The organism is Nocardia salmonicida (genome assembly GCF_036142455.1).
Classification (GTDB): domain Bacteria; phylum Actinomycetota; class Actinomycetes; order Mycobacteriales; family Mycobacteriaceae; genus Nocardia; species Nocardia salmonicida.
Genome location: NZ_CP108014.1, coordinates 2,252,753 through 2,272,769, shown reverse-complemented (window position 1 = coordinate 2,272,769; position 20,017 = coordinate 2,252,753). Strand labels below are relative to the sequence as shown.

The following is a 20,017-nucleotide window of genomic DNA, read 5'->3' as shown; positions in this document are numbered from 1 at the left end:
GTCATACAGGGGGTCAATCATGTCTACAGCTGTCGATTTCGCGGCCAGGCTCATCGATCCGCCGGCGATCGTCGCGGCGGGTCATTCGGCGGTCCTCGCCTACATCTCACCGAGCAGGCCGGGTGCGAACTTCGGTGCCAAACCGATCACCGCCGACTACGCGCGCGCACTCACCGCTGCCGGGCTCGACATCGTCTCCATCTGGCAATACGGCAAACCCGGCGACGCGACGCCGTCGGACTGGACCACTGGTTTCGACGGCGGTCGGCGCATGGCCGAACAGGCATTGGCCACGCATCTGAGCGTGGGCGCGCCTCGACAGGCACCGATCTTCTTCGCCGTCGACGAGGACATCTCGCTCTCGCAGTGGAACAGCACCGCCGTCGAGTTCTTTCGCGGGGTCAATGCGGTGCTGGGTACGGAATGGACCGGGATCTACGGGCATTCGCGGGTGTGCGCGTGGGCGATCGAGGACGGCGTGGTCGGCGCGCGCGGGGAGTTCAGTTGGGCGTGGCAGACGCGAGCCTGGTCGGGCACCGAGCGGGAGCCGCGCGCGGTGCTCTACCAGCGGGTGATCGACACTCCGAGCAACCCCGGACCTCTCATCGACGGCACCCGTGTCGATGTCGACGACATCCTCGCCCCCGACTTCGGGCAGTGGGCACTCGACCGCTCGGTCCCGGTCCCGCAGTTCACCGAGATCGACCGCCTCGGACCCTCGCACTCCTCGCGTGACGGCGCCCGCATCACCAACTTCCTGTTGCACACCCAGGAAGGCAACGGCACCGCCGAATCCCTTGCCGCCTACCTCAACAACCCCGCCAACGGCGTGTCCTACCACTACACGCTGCGCGACGCGATCGTGGTGCGGGTGGTAGCGGAGGAACGTGCGTCGTGGTCGGTGCTGTCGGCGAACCCTTTCACCGTGAATCTGTGCTTCGCCGGCAGCCGGATCGCGTGGTCGCGTGAGCAGTGGTTGCGCATCGACGGCGATCTGCGGATCGCGGCGTTCCTGGCTGTGCGCAGCGCACACCGCCACGGGTACTCGACCGAGGTGATCGAGCCGGATTACTACGTCGGCGACGGCATCTCCGATCACCAGTACGTCACGAGGGCGCTCGGCATCGGCTCCCACACCGATGTGGGACCGAACTTCCCGTGGGATGTGTTCGCCGCCCACGTCGCCGCGTTCGCCGGTGGGACCACACCGACGGCGATCGATGTTCGTGCCGCGGCGTCCCCGTGGTTGGGCGCGCGCCGCACCGACGGCGAACTCCCCACACCGGACGGGGTGGGACGTTTCGCCGAATTCGAGCACGGCTACGTCTACTGGCATCCGGCCACCGATGCCCACGCGATCCCGACGGCGGTCATGTCCAAATATGCCGAGCTGGGGTGGGAGGCAGGCCCCCTGGGCTACCCGACCGCCGAGCACACCGAACTGCCCGACCCGCGCGGTTCCGGACCGGGGCTGACGCAGGCGTTTCAAGGTGGCACCGTGTACCGACGCGCCGGGCAACCCGCGTACTGGGTGCACGGTGCGATCGGTGCGCGGTGGGCAGCGGCCGGTTACCAGAACGGCGAGCTCGGGTGGCCTGCCTCCGACGAGATCGGCCACGACGACGGGGTCTATCAGGCGTTCGAGTTCGGCCGGATCTACTGGGTGCCCGACCAGATCGTCGCACTGCGTAATTCCGGCGACCCCGACACTCCGTTGGCTCGGCCCGCGTGAGGGGTCAGGCCAACAGGATCGCGAAGGTGGTGGCGCCGGCGCCCAATACCAGCGCCGCCACCACCAGGATCGCGATCAGCCGCGTCCGTGACGTGGGGCCGGTGTAGGTTTCCTCGGCGTTCAGCATGTCGTCGATGTCGATGGCGGCGAACTCACGGGTCGATTCGAGAGGGCCGGGCTGCTCGGTCATGTGCGTGACGCTAGTCCAGGTCGCTGCTCACCGCCGCCGATACCCCACTCATGTCTGGCGGTATCGGGGCGCGGGTGGTGGCGAGAAGTTCGTCGAGCTGCGCTTCGGCGCGTTCGGCTCGGGCCAGGGTTTGTTTGCGGGCGTCGTCGAGCGCGGCCCATCGTTCGGCGGCTTCGGCGCGTACCTGTTCCAGCGCGGCCGCGGATTCGTCGCGGCGTTGCTGGGTGTCGATGGTGGTAGCGCGGCGCAGCTCGGCGAGCTCGGTACGGGTGCGGTCGAGTTCGCCGCGCGCGGTGTCGAGTTCGGTGCGGGCCCGGCGCCACTCCTCGCGTGCTTCGGCGGCGGCCTCCACTCGCTCGGCGGTGGCTTGCTCGGCACGTTCGGTGGCCCGGTCGGCGTCGGCGGCGCGCTGGATCGCGAGATCACGTTCGGCGTTCGCGGCGGCGATGCGGGCGTCGGCGTCTCGGCGCTGGTGGGCGATCTCGGTGTCGGCGCGCTGTTCGGCGCGGGCCACGGTGTCGTCGGCGTCCTGTTTGGCCTTGTCGATGTCGTCGGCCGCTTGTCGTTGCGCCGCACGCACTTGCGCCTCGGCATCGCTACGCGCCGCGAACACGTCCTCGGCGGCCTGCCTGGTGAGCGCGTCCACCGAGGCGACGACTTCGTCCCTGGCCGCGAGCGCCTCACCCACCGCCTGCTCAGCTGCTTCCGCGGCGGCCACCGCCTCTTCGGCCACCGATTCCGCCAGCGCGCGTGCCTCTTCGGCTTCCCGTCGCGCTTGTTCGGCCGCCACCGTCGCCATCTCCGCTTCGGCGATCCGGCGGGCAGCGTCGGCCTGCGCGGCCTGGACCTGCGCTTCGGCCACCGACGGATCCCCGATCGTCTGCAGCTCGGCCACCGCCGCGTTCAACGTGGTCCCCAATTGCTCGGCCAGCCCTCGGAATTGACCGAGCAGCTCATCGGCCCGCAACCGCGCCACGGTCACCGGCCCTTGAGCCGTCACAGTGACGGTAGCGGCCGCACTCTCGGACTCCTGTTGCTGCCGTTGCCTTTCGCGCCAGGCTCGCCACCGGGTGTGGTCCGGGTGATCGCAGTACTCGGAGGGACGACCCGGGCCACCGGCGCGGGCGATGGGGCGGGCACAGCCCGGGTAGTTGCAGACGCTCGACACGGGAGAATCGTAGCGTTGGTTTCGTCACTTTCGCACGTAATACACGAAACGAATTCCGTGTCGCCCCTTTAGGAGTCGAATCGAGCCTTCTCGATCCTGACCGCCGATAAGTGAACATTATCGGCGGTCAGGATCTCTACCTGCTCTCAATGACCTTGATTTTATTACGTTTACGTTTGGTCACGGCCAACGCAACGTTACTGCTACGGAACACGTCGAAAACTGTGCTCGGTCCAAACCGTCACGGAAAGCGGGATATCACGGATGAGGCAGACCGACATGGCCATCCGTGGATATGGGATCGATCGACGGCCGCACACAACGCGGCCAACGCCGCCGAGTCCAGATCGTCGAGGCAACGCTGGTGATCGTGCACCGCGAAGGCGTCGGCGGGTGACCCACCGAATTAAGAACTGTGTGCGGCCGTCTTCCTCGACGACCACGAAGCCGATCCGGACCATATCCGCACAGGTCCTGCGCGGCGCGCTACTGCGCTCCAGCCCTAGCTCGGACAGCACGCCGCGCGTCAGAGGGCGAGCATGGCGACAGCGATCTGGTCGGCCGCGGTGTGGCGCAGAGCGGTACCCATGTCGTCGAGGACGAGCAGTCGCGCTGCGGGGATCTCGGTGGCGAGGGCTTCGCCGTTGCCGACGGGGAAGAACGGGTCGGCGCGGCCGTGCACCACGAGCGTGGGCACGTCGAGTTCACTGAGTCGCTCCCGCCATCGCGGGGTGCAGTCGATCCGGGAGAACACCATCCCGAGCTGGTTCGCCTCGTGGACGGCGGGATCGGGTGACGGCGTCCGGTCCCAGATCCGGGCCGCCGTCGACCGCGCCTGCTCCGGATCGTTACCCAACAACGCGGCGCCCTCGGCGGCGAACGCCGCGACCGCGTCCCGGTCGGTCCAGTCCGGCATCGGGCGGGAGAACAGCTCGCGCATGATCGCGCCATCGTGGTCGGGCAGGTCCTCGTCGACCGGGCCGGGCGCCACCGACCGGGTGCTGACGAGGGTCAGTGCGGAGAACACGTCCGGGTAGTCCAGCGCGGCGACCTGAGCGATCATCCCGCCTACGCCGACCCCACCGAGATGGGCGGTGCGGGCTCCGAGCGCCTCGACCAGCGCCGCCGCGTCGGCCGCGAGATCCCGCAGGTCATACGCAGGATGCTCCGGGTCGAGAAGCGTCGACGCGCCGGAGTCACGCAGGTCGTAGCGGACCACACGCCGCCCGCCCGATGCGAGTCGCTCGCACAGCGCGTCGGGCCAGGACAGCATCGTCGTGCCGCCGACCAGCAGCACCAGCGGATCGTCCTCGCGGCCGAAGCTCTCGATGCCGAGATCCACCCCGTTCGCCCGTACCGAGGTCGGATCGAATCGAACCGGTCTCGCCATGCCTGGACTCCTGCCTGTCGGTACACCCAGTGGTTACGACGTCGGATTCACCCGAAAGTCATCGGTGCAGGGGAAATCGTGTGCGGCCTTCCGCGATTGGGGCAGTTTCCGCTTGCCGACCAGCGAGATACGGCTTGACAGAGTGCGTAATACTGTAACGCATGATGCTTCGCCCCGACGCCCCGACGGTCACTGATGAGTCCGCGATCGGCCTGGCCGCGTCCATCCGCGCTCGCGAGGTGACCGTCCGTGCGGTGATCGATGCCCACATCGCCGTGCTGGAACGCTTCGCGCCTGCCACCAACGCCGTGGTCGTCGACTGCTACGACACCGCGCGACAGCAGGCCGACGCCGCCGACGCCCACCTCGCGACCGGCCCGGCGAGCCTGCCACCGCTGTTCGGCGTACCGATCACCGTCAAGGAATCCCTGGCCGTCGCCGGTTTGCCGAACACGGCGGGGGTGGTGGCGCGTAAGCATCTGCGTCCCGCCGCCAATGCCACTGTGGTGCAACGAGTCCTGGATGCCGGCGCGATCGTGCTCGGTCTGACGAACACCTCCGAGGGGTGCATGTGGATCGAGTCCACCAACCGGGTCTACGGGCGAACCAACAATGTGCACGACCAGGCACGCACCGCAGGCGGGTCCTCGGGCGGTGAGGGTGCCGCCGTGGGCAGCGGCGGATCCCCGCTCGGGTTGGCCACCGACACCCTCGGCTCGATCCGTATCCCCGCCTTCTGCAACGGCGTCTTCGGTCACCGCCCCTCGACCGGTCTGCTCCCGACCACCGGCGCCTGGCCACCGCCCTTCGGGGTCGCCGCCTTGTGCTCCAACGGGGTCATCGCCCGCCGTGCAGCCGATCTCATGCCGCTGTTGCAGATCATGGCAGGTCCCGACGGGACCGATCCGCTGATACAGCAAGTCACCCTCGGCGATCCGGCGACCACCTCGCTACGCGGTGCTCGCGTGGTGCTGCTCGACAAGACGTTCGCCCCCGGCGTCGGCCGCGAAGTGCTGGCAGCACGTGACCGTGCCGCGGCCGCGCTCGCCGATGTCGGCGCCGAGATCACCCGTGTACCGATGCCTGCTCTGCGGATGATCGGGCTCTTCGCCTCGATCGTGCTGGCCGAGGAAACCGGCATCAGTTTCGCCGAGATCATGAGCAACGAAGGCGCCGACATCCTCGCGCTGGGGCAGCTCACCGCTGCGGGCGGGGACCACGCACTCGCTACCCGGCTTCTCGCACTCGGCGAACTGATCGCCGCACGACTACCAGGCCCGATGGCCCGGCGCATCACCGCTGCCGCGCACAACGCTGCCGCCGAGATCACCGAAACCATCGGCGACGGACTGCTCCTGCATCCCACCCTGACCACGGTCGCACCCCGCCACGGTCGCACCACCGGGCGCCTGTGGCGTACGAACACGGTCGCGCCGTTCAGCCTCGCGGGACTACCGGTCACCCAGGTTCCCCTCGGCCGCGGCTCCGGTGGTCTGCCGCTGGGAGTTCAGGTGGTCGCGGGCCCGAACCGCGACCACCTCTCGATCGCCGCGGCCCTCACTCTCGAGAAGGCGTTCGGCGGCTGGGTCAGGCCACGCCACTGACCACACTCGAGGCCGGATACCTCGAATGTCAGTGCGTGGCGGCCTCTTCGATGACCGCGGCGACGGCAGCGGGCTGCGCGACCAAGGAAGCGTGGGAGGAGGGGATCTCGGTGGTGCGGGCGCCGATCCGGTCGGCCATGAAACGTTGGGACGAAGGGGGGATCACCCGGTCGGCGCCGGAGACGAGGTACCAGCTGGGCGTGTGGGACCACGAGGTCGGTCCGGAGGGTTCGATGTTCGCCGCTACGGCGATGGAGCGCTGGTGGGCGATCATGTCGGCGGCGGTGGCGTCGCTGACGTCCTGCGCGAACACCTCGTGGAACGACGCCGGAGCGACGTAGCCGTCGAGGTTCTTGCCCGCGATGCCCTGGCTGTCGTCGACGACGGCGAGCTGCAGGACCGGGGGCAGCAGCTGGCTACCCGGGAAGCGGATCGGATCCAGTGCCAACTGGGCGGGCTCACCCTGCTGCGGGGCGAACGCGGCGATGTAGACCAGCGCGGTCACGTCGGGGTCGTCGATGTTGGTGATCACCGCGCCACCGTAGGAATGTCCGACCAGCACGATCGGCCCGTCGATCGTGGCGAGTGTGCGTTCGATCGCGGCGGCATCGTTGGCGGGACCGCGCAGCGGATTGTCCGGGACCACCACGCGGTAACCGTCCGCGCGCAGGGCCTCGGCGACACCGTCCCAGCTGGTCGTGTCGGCGAACGCGCCGTGAACCAGCACCACGGTGGGGGTGTCGGCGGCCAGAGCGGGTGCCGTCGCGCTGAGCGCGCCCGCACCCAGGCCGACCGCGACCGCGACCGCCATGTTCGATCGGAGCCTGCTCGTCATGACTTCGTCCTCTCATCATCAAAGATTTTGGCGAATGCCCACGCAACAGTATTGCCCTGCGCGGCGAATGGTCAGCAAGCGCTGGCGGCGACGTCGACTTTCGGGTACGAGTGGAGCTGAACAGAGGGGGAAATTCGTGGGGGAACGAAACAGTCCGTCGGCCACAGGCTCGCGGGTGGGTGAGCGTCGCGTGCGCTCCACCGCGGAATGGCTGGACTACTTCCAGCAGAATGCGGCTCGACAGCGACCGATTCCGTGGCAGACGAACGGCATCGGAGCCGATCCGGCGGAGCTGGCACCGATTCGCCGCTCACTGCAGGCCTGGCAGCTCGGCGAGACTTCGGACGGCGCTCACCTGTCCGCCTCCGCTGACCGCTACGCCACAGCCACCGACGACCCCGCATACCGCGACGTCATCGACCTGTTCATCCGCGAAGAACAACGCCACGGCGCACTGTTGGGCCGAATCTTGGACGATGCGGGAATCCCACGCCGCCGAGCGGATTGGGGCGACACCCTGTTTCGCCGACTCCGGTACAGCATCACCGACATCGAGGTCTGGACCACGCCCGTCGTGATGGTCGAGACCCTGGCGATGGTCTATTACAACGCGATCCGCCGAGCCACCGGCTCGCCGGTACTGCGCGCGGTCTGCGCGCAGATCCTCGCCGACGAGGTGCCGCACGTGCAATTGCAATGTGAGCGTCTGGCCGTGTTGCTGCACAACCGATCCCGCGCTCGCTTTCGCCTCACCATGCTCGCCCACCGTGTCCTGTTCTTGGTAGTGATGCTCCTGGTGTGGGCGGGGCATCATCGTGCACTCCGTGCCGGCGGCTTCACTTGGACCCACTACCGCAGGGCGGCCTACGCCAAAATGCATCGCGGCTGGCAACGAATGGACCCGCAGCGATACGTCTGGACCTGATTCGCGGGCACACGGTTGTGTCGGTTTCCCGCCAGCGTCGGGTACTCGCACTTTCTACCGTCGGTCGATATGACTACAGATCCTGCCGTCGAGATCCACGCCGACACCCGATTGCGGGGTTCGGTCGTGCTGCTCATGGCGCTCGCGGCCGCGCTCGGGACCTCCACCATCTACCCCTTGCAGCCCGCGATCGGGGACGTGGCCGATTCCTTGGGTTTACAGATCACGGTGGTCGGACTCGCCCTCGCGTGCGGGCCGATCGGGTACATGGCAGGTCTGGGTCTGCTTGTCCCACTGGTCGATCGGTTCGCACCCAGGCGGGTGATCGGGACTCAGTTCGCAGTGCTGGCGGTTGCTCTGGCGCTCAGTGCCGCAGTCGGTGGTAGGTGGGAGTTGGCGCTGACGACCGCGGTGATCGGAGCGTGTTCGACGGTGGGAGCGAGCCTCAGTTCAGTCGCGGGCAGGCTCGCTCTCCCGCGTCGACGCGCGAAAACCCTCGGTGTCGTGACCGCCGGAATTTCGGTGGGGATCCTGGCGGGCAGGATCTTCGGCGGTTGGCTCGCCGACGAGATCGGCTGGCGCGGAACACTTCTGACGTTCGCCGCCGCTTGCGCGCTCATCGCCGGATGCTGCCTGGTGATGTTGCCCGGCGGTCAGGGCGCAAGACAGCGAGGCTACCTCGCGACTCTGCGTTCGCTTCCCGGCCTGCTCGTGCGCCACGCCACGCTGCGGATCGCGGCCATCGCGGGCGCGCTGTGGTTCTTCGCGTTCTGCTCGATGTGGGCAGGTCTGGCCGTTGCGTTGTCGCAGCCTCCCTTCTCGTATTCGTCGGAACGAATCGGCCTCTACGCATTGGCCGGGCTTTCAGGGATTCTGGCAACGCAGGTAGCCGGCGCGTGGACCGACCGAGTGGGCGCCCGGCGCGTGATCATGGTCGGTCTGTCGATAGCAGCAGCGTCGTTGGTCGTCGCCGGGTTCGCACTTACCGACCTCGTCGTGACGCTGGTCTGCCTGGCACTCTTCGATGCCGGCCTCTTCGCCGCCCAGGTGGCGAATCAGAGCACCGTTCTCGCGATCGACCCCACAGCCCCCGCCCGCTTCAACAGTGCCTACATGCTGGTGTATTTCGTCGGCGGAAGCCTCGGCACTGCTTTCGGCGCGGCATCGGTCGGCTGGTTCGGCTGGCCGACGACAGCGGCAGTCACCGCGGCGACTATCGGAGCAGCCGCCGCGATCGTCTTTCGGTTCACCTCCCGAGTTTCGGTCGCCTCTATGACCGCTTCGTCGCCCGCAGCATCCGGCTAGCGCGCAGGCCCTGGGCTGATTCGCCGTCGAATTTCGCGGATCCGTCCAGGTAGCTGTCGATGAGGTCTGCGGCGGGGTGGTCTTCGATGTCGGTGAAGCCGAGGGCGTGTAACTGTGCGGTGATGTCGTCGGGTGTGAAGTAGCTGAACAAGGGCTCGCCGAGGGCGGCCAGTCGATCCGCGCGCGCTTTCAGGTGCGCGCGATCCTCGTCGGTCTCTGCCGGTTGCAGGTAGTCGAAGATCACCTCGACCGGCTCGGCCTGACCAGCGATGTAGTCGAGGGTCGACTGAGCGGCTCCCGGGGTCAGATAGAACACCACACCGAGCCACACGAACACGGCCGGCTCCGACCGGATGAATCCGGCTGACTCCAGTTCCTTTGCCAGCACCTGGGTTTCGAAGTCGACCGGGACGAAGGTCAACGTGTCGGGGCGGTCGATGTCGGCCGCGACGAGACGTTGATGCTTCCAGGCTTGGGTAGCAGGATGGTCGACTTCGAACACGCGCAGTTCCGTGTGTGAGTTGCGGTAGGCGAAGGTGTCGAGGCCCGCGCCGAGTACCACGACCTGTTGTACCCCGGCAGCGACGGCCGTCGCTACGTGGTCCTCCGCGAAGCGGGCGCGAGCAGCGAGGAACAGCCGTCGCGCCCGATCGCTGATCTCGACACCGCGACGATCACCTGTCGGCTCGGCCCATTCGGACAGTTCGTCGGCAGTGACGCCGAGCAGACGTGCCGCGATCGGATCGGTGAGGATCAGTGGCCTGTCAGCAATCTGATGGTAGGCGCGATCGTAGGCGGTCATGAGCGCTGTCCGACTGGGTCCCTCGTTATCCATGCTCACGAACCTACTCACGATTGGGTGCTCGGAAGCCGCCGATCCTCTGCTCCAGCAATTCGGCCAACCGCAACGGGGTGCGGTCTTCGAACATCGGACCGACGAGCTGCACTCCCACCGGCAGCCCCTCGGGGGACAGCCCGGTAGGTATGGCAGTGGCGGGTAGGCCGGGCATGGTGGCCAGACCGGCCCAGACGAGCTGGTCGAGGTAGGGGTATTCGACGCCGTCGATGTCGATGCGGCGTCCCAGCAGATCGGGATCGTGGTCGTGGGGGAATGCGGGAGTCGGGGTGATCGGGCACACCACGGCGTCGAACTCGGCGAAGAGTTGGCGCCAGCCGTGGCGGTGGAGTTCGCGGCGGTTGTTCGCCTCGACCCAGTCACGGTGGGTGAAGACCAGGCCGCGCAACCGCGTCGCGTCGAGACTCTGGTCGTGGATGCTCAGTTCGGCGGCCTGGGTCCGAAGTTGTTCGTACGCTTCGACGGGAAACCCTGCGCCCGAGCCCGAGAACAGCAACTGCATATAGATCGTCGCGGCCTCGGCCAGATCGGGCAGCAACGCGCTGTGTCGTTCGACGCGGGCACCACTGTCGACGAGCGCGTCGGCTACCCGATTCACCCCTGCTTGTACCGCGATCCCGGTCCCGATGAGCGGATGCTCGTCGAGGACGAGAACCCGGAAATCGCTGAGCCGCTCATGGCGCGCGGGCGGAAGTCTCAAGTCGTACGCCTTGCCGAGCGTCAGTGGGTCCGGGCCGGCCATCACATCGAGGAGCAGTGTGAGGTCGCGGGCCGTGCGCGCCATCGGACCGACAACGGCGAGGTCGAGGTCGACCGGCAAAGCCTGCGCGGGCGGCGCGACCATTCCGCGATTCGCCGCCAGCCCGAGTGTCGGCTTGTGCGCGTAGATACCGCAGAAATGCGCGGGGGTGCGCAGCGAACCGCCGATGTCGGAACCGATGGACAGCGCACCGAATCCCGACGCCAGTGCCGCTGATGAGCCGCCGGAAGATCCACCCGGCGTCCGGCTGTGATCCCACGGGTTGTTGGTGGTGCCGTAGATCTCGTTGAAGCTCTGCACATCTCGCAGTCCCAATGGCACATTGGTCTTACCGAGCATCACCGCCCCGGCGGCTTCCAGCCGCGACACCTGTATAGCGTCCTCGGCAGGAACATAGTCCTTGTTGTGCGGCATGCCCCAGGTCGTGGGCAGCCCAGCCATGTTGTAGGACTCCTTGACCGTCACCGGAACACCGAGCAGCGGCCGATCCTCACCAACTGCACGCGCCTGATCGGCACGACGCGCGGCGACCCGAGCACGATCGAAGTCCCGCACACAGATCGCGTTGATCGCCTCGTCGTCACGCTCGATCCGGGCGATCGCCCCCTCGGTCAGTTCCACCGATGTCACCTCACCGGCACGCAAAGTGGTCACGAGTTCTTCAGCCGACGCGAAATTCCAATCCATGAATTCGACGCTAACCGCAGGTCGCAAGAGCCATAAAACATCTTTTTGCACAACAGGGACAGATGTCTCGGCCAGCGATGAAAATACGGTTCAGACCAGCATGTTTTCGATGAGATCGGCGGCACGGATGGTCCCGCCTTCGGCTTGTGCTCGGGTGCGCAGTTGCGCTGAGCGGCGGGCGACCTCGGGATCGCCGATCAGATCGTTCAAGGAGGTTGTGGGCGGCGGCTTCCGCGGTGTCGACGCACCCATACCGACGTGGGTGACGAAGGCGTCGGCCCGTTCCAGGATCGCCCGCTGGGGAACCCAGGAGTGCACTTCGACTCACTCATTTCACGGATTCGGCGGCGGCTTCCAGGTCGTCGATGCTGCCCGACATGATCGTCGGCACGTGTGCGGTGATGTGCTCGGCGGGCCAGTCCCACCACGCCACCGCCAGCAGTCGGGCGATATCGCCGTCGCTGAACCGGGTTTTGATGAGGCCGGCCGGATTTCCGCCGACGATGCCGTAGTCGGGGACATCGCGGGTGACGACGGAGCCGGCGCTGATGATCGCGCCGTGACCGATCCGCACGCCGGGCATCACCGTCACGCCGTTGCCGAACCAGACATCGTTGCCGACCACGGTGTCACCTCGGACCGGCAGTCCGGTGAGCAGGTCGAAGTGGTTCGACCAGGAGCCGCCCATAGTGGGAAACGGGAAGGTCGACGGGCCGTCCATCCGGTGGTTGGCCCCGTTCATGATGAACCGCGTTCCGGTGCCCAGGGCGCAGAACTTCCCGATGATCAGTTTCTCCGGGCCGTAGTGGTAGAGGACGTTGCGAGTTTCGAACGAGGTCGGCTCATCGGGGTCGTCGTAGTAGGAGTACTCGCCGACCTCGATGAGGGGCGATGCGATCAGCGGCTTCAGCAGCACGACTCGCGGTTGCTCGGGCATCGGATGCAGCACCGTCGGGTCTGCGGGAACAGGTGCGGATTCGTGGGGCACAGCGAAACTCCTTCGGCGGGTGCGCTATCGGACGCCGGTGGAGGTCGCACACCCACCGTTGTTAATACGACAACTGTCGCACTAAGCTACGTCGACAGCATGGACGCCGTCGCGGCCCGGGCGGGCGTGCACCGAGCCACGGTGTATCGCCGCTGGCAAGACGTCGGCGGTCTGCTCGCCGACCTCTTCGATGCGGCGGGTGACCAGCATTGGAGCCCTCGCGACACCGGCTCGCTGCGCGGCGATCTCGCGGCGCTCAACCACGAGATCCAGGTTTCCTTGACCGAGGAGCCGTCGCTCGCCGCGGCGCTGATCGCCGCGTCGTTTCGATCCGAGGAAGCCGCCGGAGCTCTGCGGCGTTTATGGGACGACCGCTACGCACAGTCCGAGGTCATCGTCGAGCGCGCGATCCAGCGCGGCGAGCTTCCACCCGATGTCGACGCGCACGCCCTCCTGATCGCCGCGACCGCACCGGTCTACCACCAGTTGGTTCTCCTGCGCACCCCGCCCGACCCCCGCCTGCCCGACCGCGCTGCCACCAGCGCCGCGCTCGCCGCGGACGCCGGCGCGTTCAACCGATGACACAAGCTCCTGCGCGGACGACAAAACAGCCGCCGACCACCGGGGGGTGGTCGGCGGCTGTCGCACCAGTTGCGGAGCGCCCGAGGCCCATCATGTGCTGCCGGTCGGTCAGGCGATCATCGCTCAGGGCACTGAAGGTCACACGCGAATGGCTTCGGGCGCAACGGTTTCGGACTTCGCTACACGAGAGTCCCGTGCCCCACGGTGACGTTCCCGTAGAGGTTGCGCGCGAAGACCTGCACAGAATCCCCGCTCCCCTGCGAGAGGCTCACGTGTTCCATCCGGTTCTGCACGCTGCCGTGCAGCGCGTTGGTCTCCAGCCGCGCCGCACTGCCCGGGCGGATTCCGACCTCGAGATCGCCCATCGAGGTCTCCAGTCGGAGCACCCCGCGCGCGGCCTCGTCGACGCGGATGTTGCCCTTGGCGGTCTTCGCGGTCACCGAACCACCCGGGCGCTCGACCACGATGTCGCCGGCGGAAACCTCGAGCTCACACCGGTCGAATTCGCCGACACTCACCAGTCGACCCATGGCGACGGTCGCGTCGAGCACGGAGCCGATCGGCACCTCGACGGTCACCGAGACCGTCGGGTTGCCGCCGAACGGGGTGAAGGCCTTCCACTTCTTGGGAGACGCGACCGTCAGCTTGCCGCCGGCGAATTCGACCTGAATCTGTTCGGCGGCACGCACATCCGCTTTGCTGGACGCGTCGGCCGGTCGGACTTCCACAACAGCGTCGGCTCGGTCGGCGGCGACCACGGTGACATCACCGCAGGCCACATCAACGGCGACGGCGATCGGCTGCGGCGTCTGGAAAGTAGGCATCTGTACTCCTAGGTTGCGAAGGCTATACGTAGATGTATACGTACATTGCGTGCTCTCACTATAAGTAGATGTATACGTATAGCGCAACCCTGAGTTTTCAGCGGAGCTACAGATGCCCCGGCAGTCAGGTAGCGAGCCGGGTGATGTCGGGTGCGTAGACGGTCATCCAGTGCGGACGCAGCCGGTAATAGACCACCTCACTGTCCCAGTCGAAGGCGTCGTCGCCGTAGAAGTCCTGGAAGTACGCGAGCAGTTGCGGCCACTCCGCGCATAGCTCGCCACCCAGCGGATTGAGGACCTCGACCGTTCCGTGCGTGAACACGCCCAAGTCCTCACCACGTAGGTGCGCGACGCTGGCGGCCGGTCGCGCTGCGAGGTGGCGCGCCTTCGCGGCGTTGCGCGCCGTACCGAAGTGCCACTGTCCGTGCAGGAAGTGTCCGTCCACGGCGCTGATCCGCGGTTCGCCCTTCGCCGTCACCGTGGACAGAGCAAGCGTGCACATGCCCGTGAGGGTCTGGGCGAGCTGCGCTGCGGTCAGCGTGTTCTCACCATCGATGATCGAGCGAAGGTGCGAGGTAGCGCCGGACAGCGAGGCGTCGAGCAGCGCCTGAAGCTCTGCGAGATCTGCTGAAGTTTCACGCAAGGAGGTCCCCTATCTCTTAGTGGTGCATCAACCGGCGAACCCATCCTCGACCCATAACCTGACACCTCTTGTCACCTTTCCGCGCCGATCTCACTTGATGTTGTGCAGGAAGAACTCCCGGATGTCTGCGGCGAGCAGGTCCGGCACCTCCATCGCGGCGAAGTGACCGCCACGGTCGAATTCCGACCAGTGCCTGATGTCGTAGAGCTGCTCGGCCAGCGGGCGCACCGATTGGGTGATGTCGTGGGCGAATACCGCGACGCCCAGGGGCACCGGGCATGGCGCACTGCCCCGCGAAGACTCCCGGTGTAGTCGCGCCGAAGAGGCCGCGGTGGCGGTGAGCCAGTACAGGGAGATGTCGGTGAGCATCCGGTCGTCGCTGATCGGCGAGCGCGGGTCGGTCCACTGCGCGAAGCGTTCGGCGATCCAGGCGAGTTGGCCGACGGGTGAATCGGTGAGCGCGTAGCCGATGGTCTGTGGGGTGGCGGCTTGTAGTGCTTGGTAGGGCGGGCGATTCGCCATGAGCTGTTTGACCTTGTCGAGTCGCGCTTCGTCGGTGCCGGAGAGTTCGACCTCCGGGTTCGGCCGGGTAGGCAGGTAATTGACGTGGACGCCGACAACGTTCTCGGGCGCCAGAGCACCCAGCGACTGGGAGATTCCCGAGCCGAAGTCACCACCCTGCGCGCCGTAGTGCTCGTAGCCGAGCCGACGCATCAACTCGGCCCAGGCGCGCGCGACGCGGACGATGTCCCAGCCGCGTTCATGGGTCGGACCGGAGAAGCCGTAGCCCGGGATGGACGGGATCACCAGGTGGAAGTCGCGCGAGAGCGGTTCGATCACGTCGAGGAATTCGAGGAACGAGCCGGGCCAGCCGTGGGTGAGGATCAGCGCGAGCGCGTCCGGCTTCGGCGAACGGACGTGGACGAAATGGATGTTCTGGCCGTCGATTTCGGTGGTGAAGTGCGCGAGTTCATTGAGTTTCGCCTCGTGCGCTCGCCAGTCGTAGCCGGTGCGCCAGTATTCGGCGAGTTCCTGCAACCGCGCCAGAGGGAAGCCGTAGTCCCAGCCGGCGTCGGCGAGCTCGTTGGGCCAGCGGGTGCGGGCGAGTCGGTTGTTGAGGTCGTCGATATCGGCCTGCGGGATGTCGACGCGGAACGGTTCGATCATGGTCTCGACTCCTTTGTCGGCCCAACGTTGGGGCGACTAACGTTTGTGTGACCAACGATATCGCGATCGTTCGTCACACAAACGATTTGTTAGAGTTGTCACATGGAACACCCACCGGAGCCGAACCCCGCCAGGTGGGCAAACCTGCCCACCTGGCTACTCACCCAAACCGGCAACCACGCCCACCGCCTGGTCACCGAAGGTTTCGCCGCCGCCGACGCCCGCGGCTACCACTACCGCCTCCTGTCCAGCCTCGACGAATTCGGCCCCGCCAGCCAAGCCACCCTCGGCCGCCGCAGCGGCATCCACGTCAGCGACATGGTCGCCACCATCAACGAACTCGCCGACCACAACCTCGTCGAACGCACCCCCGACCCCACCGACCGCCGCCGCAACGTCATCTCTCTCACCACCCCGGGCAAACGCCAACTGCGACGCCTGGAAAAACAACTCGCCCAAAGCCAAGAAGAACTTCTCGAACCGCTGTCTCCCCTGGAACGAGAAAACCTGACGAAGTTGCTGTCGAAACTGTTGGACCACCACACTCAACGAACCGAGCAACCCAGCGAGATGCCGCGTCGAACCGGGTGATATCCCAGAACGGGGGCTTCACTCCGGTAGTTCCAGGGCGCTGATGCCTCGCGCGGTCGGCCACCATCGGTCGGTCCGCTGCCCGTGTCGACGACGAATCATCCCCTTGGCATGAAGTTGTCCCAGATACTGCTCGGTGCGAGACCGGTTGTGCTGCAGAGCCTTCACGAGATCCTCGGTTGTGCAACCAGCAATCGGCTTGTCCCACAGAACAACAGCGGCGAGGATCATGGTCTCGCACCTCGTCAGCGCCTGGGAGTTGACGACCATCGTCAAGATCTCGCTTGCTGAGCCCGCTCGTCGAGCACCATCCGCTTCAGCTCGACCAACGTATTCCGGGCGCGCCGACGAGCGCGGCAGGTGTCGACCTCGCACTCCAAGTGGACCTGCATCACTTTGTGCGCATTTTCGGCCGTGAGTGGACCAGGGTCGCGGTTACAGAACAAGAGAACGTTCACGGTGACAGGCCCCATCGTTGGATCGGCAGGCTCCAGGATTGCTGGGCCGAAACCAAGCACACCGTGGAGGACGCCAATGCGGAAGGCGCGTGTGCAGGGCGGATGTGTGCAGAGGGGGTGTGCGCGAGAGGGAATTCCTGGCTACGGCGTTCACCCGGTGCCACACTCCATAGATGGGACGCCACCCGAAGCAACCCAACCGCCAGCTGCAGGAGCTCGTCGACGAGACGGGCGTGCTCCGAAAGAGTCTGGCCCGACGCGTTGTTGAACGTGGTCGTACGGTGGGCGTCGACCTCGCCTACGACCACACCTCGGTCGGACGGTGGCTCGCGGGTGAGCAGCCCATTCCACCCGCGCCCTCGCTCATCGCGGACGTGATGAGCGAGTTGACCGGTCGGCGAATCACGTCCGCCGACTGCGGGATGACAGGATCCGAGTCAGCCGACCTCGGTTTGGAATTTTCCTTGTCGCTCGCCGAGGCCACTGCCGCCGCGACCGCCCTGTGGCGCAGTGACGTCGAATGCAGGAGGTTCCTGCGCGACTCTGCCTATGCTGTTGCGGTCTACCCGGCTGCGACGATGCGATGGTTGACACTGCCTGGACCTGAACATCCGGTGTCCTCGACCGGGTACCGCCGGATCGGCCAAGCAGATGTCGATGCGGTCCGGAGGATGACCACGGCCTTCGTCGAACTGGATAACCGGGTCGGTGGCGGGCGTATCCGCTCCACTGTCGTGCATTATCTGCACACGTCTGTCGCGCCGATGCTGCACGGGACCTACACCGAGGATGTCGGGCGTCGGCTGTACGCAGCGTCGGCAGAGCTGACCAAGCTCGCGGGTTGGGCGGCATACGACCTCGAGGAGCACGGCCTCGCCCAGCGTTATCTGATTCAGGCCCTACGTCAGGCTAGGGCTGCTGGAGATGCCGCGCTCAGTGCTGAGATTCTCGGTGCCATGTCACACCAGGCGGTCTACGTCGGGCGGGCAGGCGACGCCGTCGACCTTGCTCGGGCAGCCCGGATAGCTGCCAGAACCGCGGGTTCGCCGACCTTGGAGGCCGGGTGTCTGATGGCCGAAGCCCATGGCCACGCCGCCCGCTTCGACCGGTCGACCTGCACCGCCACCCTGGTATCAGCTGAGCGGGCATTCGGTCGCGCAGACCCGCATCGGCCGAGGTGGCTCAGTTATCTCGATACCGCGTACATGTCGGCCATCACGGCGCACTGTTTCCGCGACCTGGGTGACCACAAGCGCGCGTTCAATCTGTGTCTGCTCGCGTCCAGCCTCGCTGCCGACGACCCTCGCGAAGCTGTCAATATCGGCGACCAGGCACTCGAGCTGGCCGCCGAGGTGGAGTCGAAGCGGACCGGCGCGTACTTGCGTGATGTCCGCGCCCGCCTCGCACCCCACGACACGATCCCCGAAGTGGCGGAATTCCGTCAGCGGGTAGGAGCTCAGGCGAGCGCCAGCGCCCGGTAGATCCCGACTACGGTCGCCGCGCCGACGATCTCGCCGCGACTGATCATCGCCTCTGCCTCGCGTAGCGAGAACCACCGGACCTCAACGGCTTCGTTGATGTCGGGCGCTGCACCGGTGGGCTCGGCACCGCGTGCGAGGTAGATCTCCTGCGGCTGGTCGAGTGTGCCGATCGCGGGCTGGTAGGTGACGAGATGCTCCATCGACGTCGGCCGCCAGCCGGTCTCCTCCTCCACCTCCCGGGCCGCTGCCGCGGCGACATCCTCCGCACCGTCGACATAGCCACCAGGGACTTCCCACACCCACCGATCGATGATGAACCGGTGGCGCCGCATGAGCAGCACCTCACGGGATCCGTTGAGTACCAACGTCATCGCGCACCGCGGCATCTTCGCGACATACTGCGTGAACCTCACGCCGTCAGGAAGCTCGATATCGACGGTTTTGAGTCGGATATGGCGGTTCTCGTCCACCAGATGCTCGCCGAGGATCTTCCACTGCGTGTCGCTCACGCGTTTGACCGTAGCCGCCGATGCGCACGCCGACTAGGTCGGCACCTGGCAGACCAGCATCTCGTGCGCGCCTGCCTGGAACTCGTATTCGACCTCCACGATTCGGCCCCGGATACCGGAGTGCGACAGATTCGCGAGCAACTCATCGAGTTGCGGGTACCGCGCCGACGAACCGATGGGCGTCAAGGGAAACAGTCGGACTTCGGTCGTGACGACCCGTGCCAGTTCGATGATCGCCTGGCGATGGAAGGTGTAGTCCAGGTCGTCGGCGTAGCTGAAAAGCAGGTGTGAGCTCAGGGCGAGGTCGAAGGTGTTGTCGGCGAACGGGAGTGTGGGGAGACGGGCCGGGATGTAGCACTCGGGGGACGTGCGGGTGTGGGTGGCGAAATGTTGGGCCGACTCGCGACGGGCGCGTCGGTGTTCGTCGGGGTCGGCGAAGAATGTCCAGCGGTAGGCGTCGGCGTGCTGGCGAACGTATTCGTTGCCGCGGTCTGCTTCGGCGACCGCAGTGGCAGCCACACGTTCGACGCCGTTGTCGAAATAGGCTGTGTCGCAGGCAGTGACATCACCGCCACGTTCCATGACTTCGGCCGCGAATCCTGCCGCACCGCCCGGACAGTCCAGAATTCGGCGCCCGAGGTCGTCTTCGGTGAGCGCGAACATCAACATCCGGTGATTGAATCATGTCGATGTGCTGTCGACTATGCGAAATTCGTCGCTGTAGCGGATCATATGGCGGTGAATCAAGATCTTCTGCGGTCTCGGGCGGCGGAATTCGCCGCCGAAAACGTGTGCATGCCCGACCGAACCCGCCGCGAGCGAGCCATCTCGCACCGCGCGAACCGACCGACCCCGGCGGCTGCCTGACATGGAAACCACCGAACTCGCTGCCGATCTGGACGAGCGCCAGTTCGCGCGGTACGAATGCCCCTGCTGCGACGAGCCGATCGAGCGCACCTGGAACATGATCACCCGTGACGGGATCGCTTACGCGGCGTACTTCGCCAACAGCTACCACCACACGGGTCAGGCCCATGACACCTGGATCGACGTCATTCTGGGCACCTGGGATTCCGACACCGCCGACGATCACGTGACTTTCGGTTGCCGGGTCGGGCCGGTGCAGAACAATCCGAACCCTGCGGCAACCCTGGTCCAGGCCTGTCTGGACGGCTCAGCCGACGACGTCCACGGCGTGGTGCTCTCGCGTGCGGACGGTTTGGTCCACCCTCGCCTTCCGGAGTTCTGGAGTGTCGTCGACTATGTGCTGGCCAACGACCCGACCGTCTCGGACCACCTGTACGGGTAGCCGAGGGGCCATC

At 66.4% G+C, this 20,017-nt stretch carries 22 protein-coding genes and 1 pseudogene; 9 read left to right on the top strand and 14 right to left on the bottom strand.

The window, feature by feature from the left end; all coding sequences use genetic code 11:
- Positions 1-19 precede the first annotated feature (19 nt).
- Both OHS03_RS34695 and OHS03_RS34690 read left to right on the top strand, forming a co-directional pair.
- A pseudogene (locus tag OHS03_RS34695) lies at positions 20-673 on the top strand (DUF1906 domain-containing protein); the annotation flags it as partial.
- A gap of 156 nt (positions 674-829) precedes the next feature.
- A complete protein-coding gene (locus tag OHS03_RS34690; protein WP_407942507.1) occupies positions 830-1,732 on the top strand; it encodes an LGFP repeat-containing protein in 903 nt (300 codons plus the stop codon).
- 4 nt (positions 1,733-1,736) lie between these two features.
- On the opposite strand, the gene OHS03_RS10795 is transcribed toward OHS03_RS34690, so the two are convergent.
- The 3 genes from OHS03_RS10795 to OHS03_RS10785 form a co-directional block, all read right to left on the bottom strand.
- Positions 1,737-1,922 carry a hypothetical protein gene (locus tag OHS03_RS10795; RefSeq protein WP_056819732.1) on the bottom strand — a complete coding sequence of 62 codons (186 nt, stop codon included), beginning with the start codon at positions 1,920-1,922 and terminating at the stop codon, positions 1,737-1,739.
- A gap of 10 nt (positions 1,923-1,932) precedes the next feature.
- Positions 1,933-3,090 (bottom strand): coiled-coil domain-containing protein, encoded by a 1,158-nt coding sequence (locus OHS03_RS10790; RefSeq protein ID WP_328662605.1) that lies wholly within the window; start codon positions 3,088-3,090, stop codon positions 1,933-1,935.
- 526 nt (positions 3,091-3,616) lie between these two features.
- On the bottom strand, positions 3,617-4,480 hold the full coding sequence (locus OHS03_RS10785; RefSeq protein ID WP_328662604.1) for an alpha/beta fold hydrolase: 864 nt from the start codon (positions 4,478-4,480) through the stop codon (positions 3,617-3,619).
- A 161-nt stretch (positions 4,481-4,641) separates the two neighbouring features.
- Between OHS03_RS10785 and OHS03_RS10780 the strand changes: the two genes are divergently transcribed.
- Complete coding sequence (locus OHS03_RS10780; RefSeq protein WP_328662603.1) at positions 4,642-6,084, top strand: amidase; 1,443 nt, start codon at positions 4,642-4,644, stop codon at positions 6,082-6,084.
- 28 nt (positions 6,085-6,112) lie between these two features.
- Here OHS03_RS10780 and OHS03_RS10775 read toward each other — a convergent pair whose 3' ends face one another.
- Positions 6,113-6,919 carry an alpha/beta fold hydrolase gene (locus OHS03_RS10775; RefSeq protein WP_407942474.1) on the bottom strand — a complete coding sequence of 269 codons (807 nt, stop codon included), beginning with the start codon at positions 6,917-6,919 and terminating at the stop codon, positions 6,113-6,115.
- 175 nt (positions 6,920-7,094) lie between these two features.
- On the opposite strand from OHS03_RS10775, the gene OHS03_RS10770 reads away from it, so the two are divergent.
- Together OHS03_RS10770 and OHS03_RS10765 are read left to right on the top strand one after the other, a co-directional pair.
- Positions 7,095-7,844: a ferritin-like domain-containing protein gene (locus tag OHS03_RS10770; RefSeq protein ID WP_328662602.1), complete on the top strand. Its 750-nt coding sequence runs from the start codon at positions 7,095-7,097 to the stop codon at positions 7,842-7,844.
- A 69-nt stretch (positions 7,845-7,913) separates the two neighbouring features.
- A complete protein-coding gene (locus OHS03_RS10765) occupies positions 7,914-9,149 on the top strand; it encodes an MFS transporter (RefSeq protein WP_328662601.1) in 1,236 nt (411 codons plus the stop codon).
- On the opposite strand, the gene OHS03_RS10760 is transcribed toward OHS03_RS10765, so the two are convergent.
- From OHS03_RS10760 to OHS03_RS10745, 4 genes are all read right to left on the bottom strand, one after another.
- Positions 9,115-9,984 carry a class I SAM-dependent methyltransferase gene (locus OHS03_RS10760; protein ID WP_328662600.1) on the bottom strand — a complete coding sequence of 290 codons (870 nt, stop codon included), beginning with the start codon at positions 9,982-9,984 and terminating at the stop codon, positions 9,115-9,117. The two genes, OHS03_RS10765 and OHS03_RS10760, sit on opposite strands and share 35 nt — an antisense overlap.
- Before the next feature lie 10 nt (positions 9,985-9,994).
- Positions 9,995-11,452 (bottom strand): amidase, encoded by a 1,458-nt coding sequence (locus OHS03_RS10755; RefSeq protein ID WP_328662599.1) that lies wholly within the window; start codon positions 11,450-11,452, stop codon positions 9,995-9,997.
- Between the two features lie 90 nt (positions 11,453-11,542).
- Complete coding sequence (locus tag OHS03_RS10750; protein ID WP_328662598.1) at positions 11,543-11,770, bottom strand: hypothetical protein; 228 nt, start codon at positions 11,768-11,770, stop codon at positions 11,543-11,545.
- A gap of 10 nt (positions 11,771-11,780) precedes the next feature.
- Positions 11,781-12,389: a CatB-related O-acetyltransferase gene (locus tag OHS03_RS10745; RefSeq protein ID WP_328664169.1), complete on the bottom strand. Its 609-nt coding sequence runs from the start codon at positions 12,387-12,389 to the stop codon at positions 11,781-11,783.
- 150 nt (positions 12,390-12,539) lie between these two features.
- On the opposite strand from OHS03_RS10745, the gene OHS03_RS10740 reads away from it, so the two are divergent.
- A complete protein-coding gene (locus OHS03_RS10740) occupies positions 12,540-13,022 on the top strand; it encodes a TetR-like C-terminal domain-containing protein (RefSeq protein ID WP_328662597.1) in 483 nt (160 codons plus the stop codon).
- A gap of 179 nt (positions 13,023-13,201) precedes the next feature.
- Here OHS03_RS10740 and OHS03_RS10735 read toward each other — a convergent pair whose 3' ends face one another.
- The 3 genes from OHS03_RS10735 to OHS03_RS10725 form a co-directional block, all read right to left on the bottom strand.
- Entirely contained in the window at positions 13,202-13,846 is a 645-nt protein-coding gene (locus tag OHS03_RS10735) for a DUF4097 family beta strand repeat-containing protein (protein ID WP_328662596.1), read from the bottom strand.
- Between the two features lie 124 nt (positions 13,847-13,970).
- Positions 13,971-14,489, bottom strand: a complete 519-nt coding sequence (locus OHS03_RS10730) for a pyridoxamine 5'-phosphate oxidase family protein (RefSeq protein WP_328662595.1) — start codon at positions 14,487-14,489, stop codon at positions 13,971-13,973.
- A gap of 90 nt (positions 14,490-14,579) precedes the next feature.
- Positions 14,580-15,656, bottom strand: a complete 1,077-nt coding sequence (locus OHS03_RS10725) for an epoxide hydrolase family protein (RefSeq protein ID WP_328662594.1) — start codon at positions 15,654-15,656, stop codon at positions 14,580-14,582.
- A gap of 102 nt (positions 15,657-15,758) precedes the next feature.
- Between OHS03_RS10725 and OHS03_RS10720 the strand changes: the two genes are divergently transcribed.
- Positions 15,759-16,247: a MarR family winged helix-turn-helix transcriptional regulator gene (locus OHS03_RS10720; protein WP_328662593.1), complete on the top strand. Its 489-nt coding sequence runs from the start codon at positions 15,759-15,761 to the stop codon at positions 16,245-16,247.
- 18 nt (positions 16,248-16,265) lie between these two features.
- Here OHS03_RS10720 and OHS03_RS10715 read toward each other — a convergent pair whose 3' ends face one another.
- Positions 16,266-16,478, bottom strand: a complete 213-nt coding sequence (locus OHS03_RS10715; RefSeq protein WP_328662592.1) for a hypothetical protein — start codon at positions 16,476-16,478, stop codon at positions 16,266-16,268.
- A 400-nt stretch (positions 16,479-16,878) separates the two neighbouring features.
- Between OHS03_RS10715 and OHS03_RS10710 the strand changes: the two genes are divergently transcribed.
- Positions 16,879-18,186 carry an NsdA family TPR-like regulatory protein gene (locus tag OHS03_RS10710; RefSeq protein WP_328662591.1) on the top strand — a complete coding sequence of 436 codons (1,308 nt, stop codon included), beginning with the start codon at positions 16,879-16,881 and terminating at the stop codon, positions 18,184-18,186.
- Here the strand turns inward: OHS03_RS10710 and OHS03_RS10705 are convergent.
- Positions 18,162-18,695: an NUDIX hydrolase gene (locus tag OHS03_RS10705; protein ID WP_063003130.1), complete on the bottom strand. Its 534-nt coding sequence runs from the start codon at positions 18,693-18,695 to the stop codon at positions 18,162-18,164. The genes OHS03_RS10710 and OHS03_RS10705 overlap by 25 nt on opposite strands.
- Positions 18,696-18,728: 33 nt before the next feature.
- Positions 18,729-19,364, bottom strand: a complete 636-nt coding sequence (locus tag OHS03_RS10700; RefSeq protein WP_328662590.1) for a hypothetical protein — start codon at positions 19,362-19,364, stop codon at positions 18,729-18,731.
- Positions 19,365-19,563: 199 nt separating this feature from the next.
- On the opposite strand from OHS03_RS10700, the gene OHS03_RS10695 reads away from it, so the two are divergent.
- Positions 19,564-20,004, top strand: a complete 441-nt coding sequence (locus tag OHS03_RS10695; RefSeq protein WP_056819686.1) for a hypothetical protein — start codon at positions 19,564-19,566, stop codon at positions 20,002-20,004.
- Positions 20,005-20,017: the final 13 nt, after the last annotated feature.

Coding starts and splice junctions, on each gene's coding strand:
- OHS03_RS10725 (WP_328662594.1), bottom strand. CDS start 15,656: ATGATCGAACCGTTCCGCGTCGACATCCCGCAGGCCGATATCGACGAC.
- OHS03_RS10715 (WP_328662592.1), bottom strand. CDS start 16,478: ATGATCCTCGCCGCTGTTGTTCTGTGGGACAAGCCGATTGCTGGTTGC.
- OHS03_RS10755 (WP_328662599.1), bottom strand. CDS start 11,452: ATGGATTGGAATTTCGCGTCGGCTGAAGAACTCGTGACCACTTTGCGT.
- OHS03_RS10780 (WP_328662603.1), top strand. CDS start 4,642: ATGATGCTTCGCCCCGACGCCCCGACGGTCACTGATGAGTCCGCGATC.
- OHS03_RS10795 (WP_056819732.1), bottom strand. CDS start 1,922: ATGACCGAGCAGCCCGGCCCTCTCGAATCGACCCGTGAGTTCGCCGCC.
- OHS03_RS10740 (WP_328662597.1), top strand. CDS start 12,540: ATGGACGCCGTCGCGGCCCGGGCGGGCGTGCACCGAGCCACGGTGTAT.
- OHS03_RS10710 (WP_328662591.1), top strand. CDS start 16,879: ATGGGACGCCACCCGAAGCAACCCAACCGCCAGCTGCAGGAGCTCGTC.
- OHS03_RS10785 (WP_328662604.1), bottom strand. CDS start 4,480: ATGGCGAGACCGGTTCGATTCGATCCGACCTCGGTACGGGCGAACGGG.
- OHS03_RS10735 (WP_328662596.1), bottom strand. CDS start 13,846: ATGCCTACTTTCCAGACGCCGCAGCCGATCGCCGTCGCCGTTGATGTG.
- OHS03_RS10700 (WP_328662590.1), bottom strand. CDS start 19,364: ATGTTGATGTTCGCGCTCACCGAAGACGACCTCGGGCGCCGAATTCTG.
- OHS03_RS10695 (WP_056819686.1), top strand. CDS start 19,564: ATGGAAACCACCGAACTCGCTGCCGATCTGGACGAGCGCCAGTTCGCG.
- OHS03_RS10720 (WP_328662593.1), top strand. CDS start 15,759: ATGGAACACCCACCGGAGCCGAACCCCGCCAGGTGGGCAAACCTGCCC.
- OHS03_RS10765 (WP_328662601.1), top strand. CDS start 7,914: ATGACTACAGATCCTGCCGTCGAGATCCACGCCGACACCCGATTGCGG.
- OHS03_RS10745 (WP_328664169.1), bottom strand. CDS start 12,389: ATGCCCGAGCAACCGCGAGTCGTGCTGCTGAAGCCGCTGATCGCATCG.
- OHS03_RS10775 (WP_407942474.1), bottom strand. CDS start 6,919: ATGACGAGCAGGCTCCGATCGAACATGGCGGTCGCGGTCGCGGTCGGC.
- OHS03_RS10760 (WP_328662600.1), bottom strand. CDS start 9,984: ATGGATAACGAGGGACCCAGTCGGACAGCGCTCATGACCGCCTACGAT.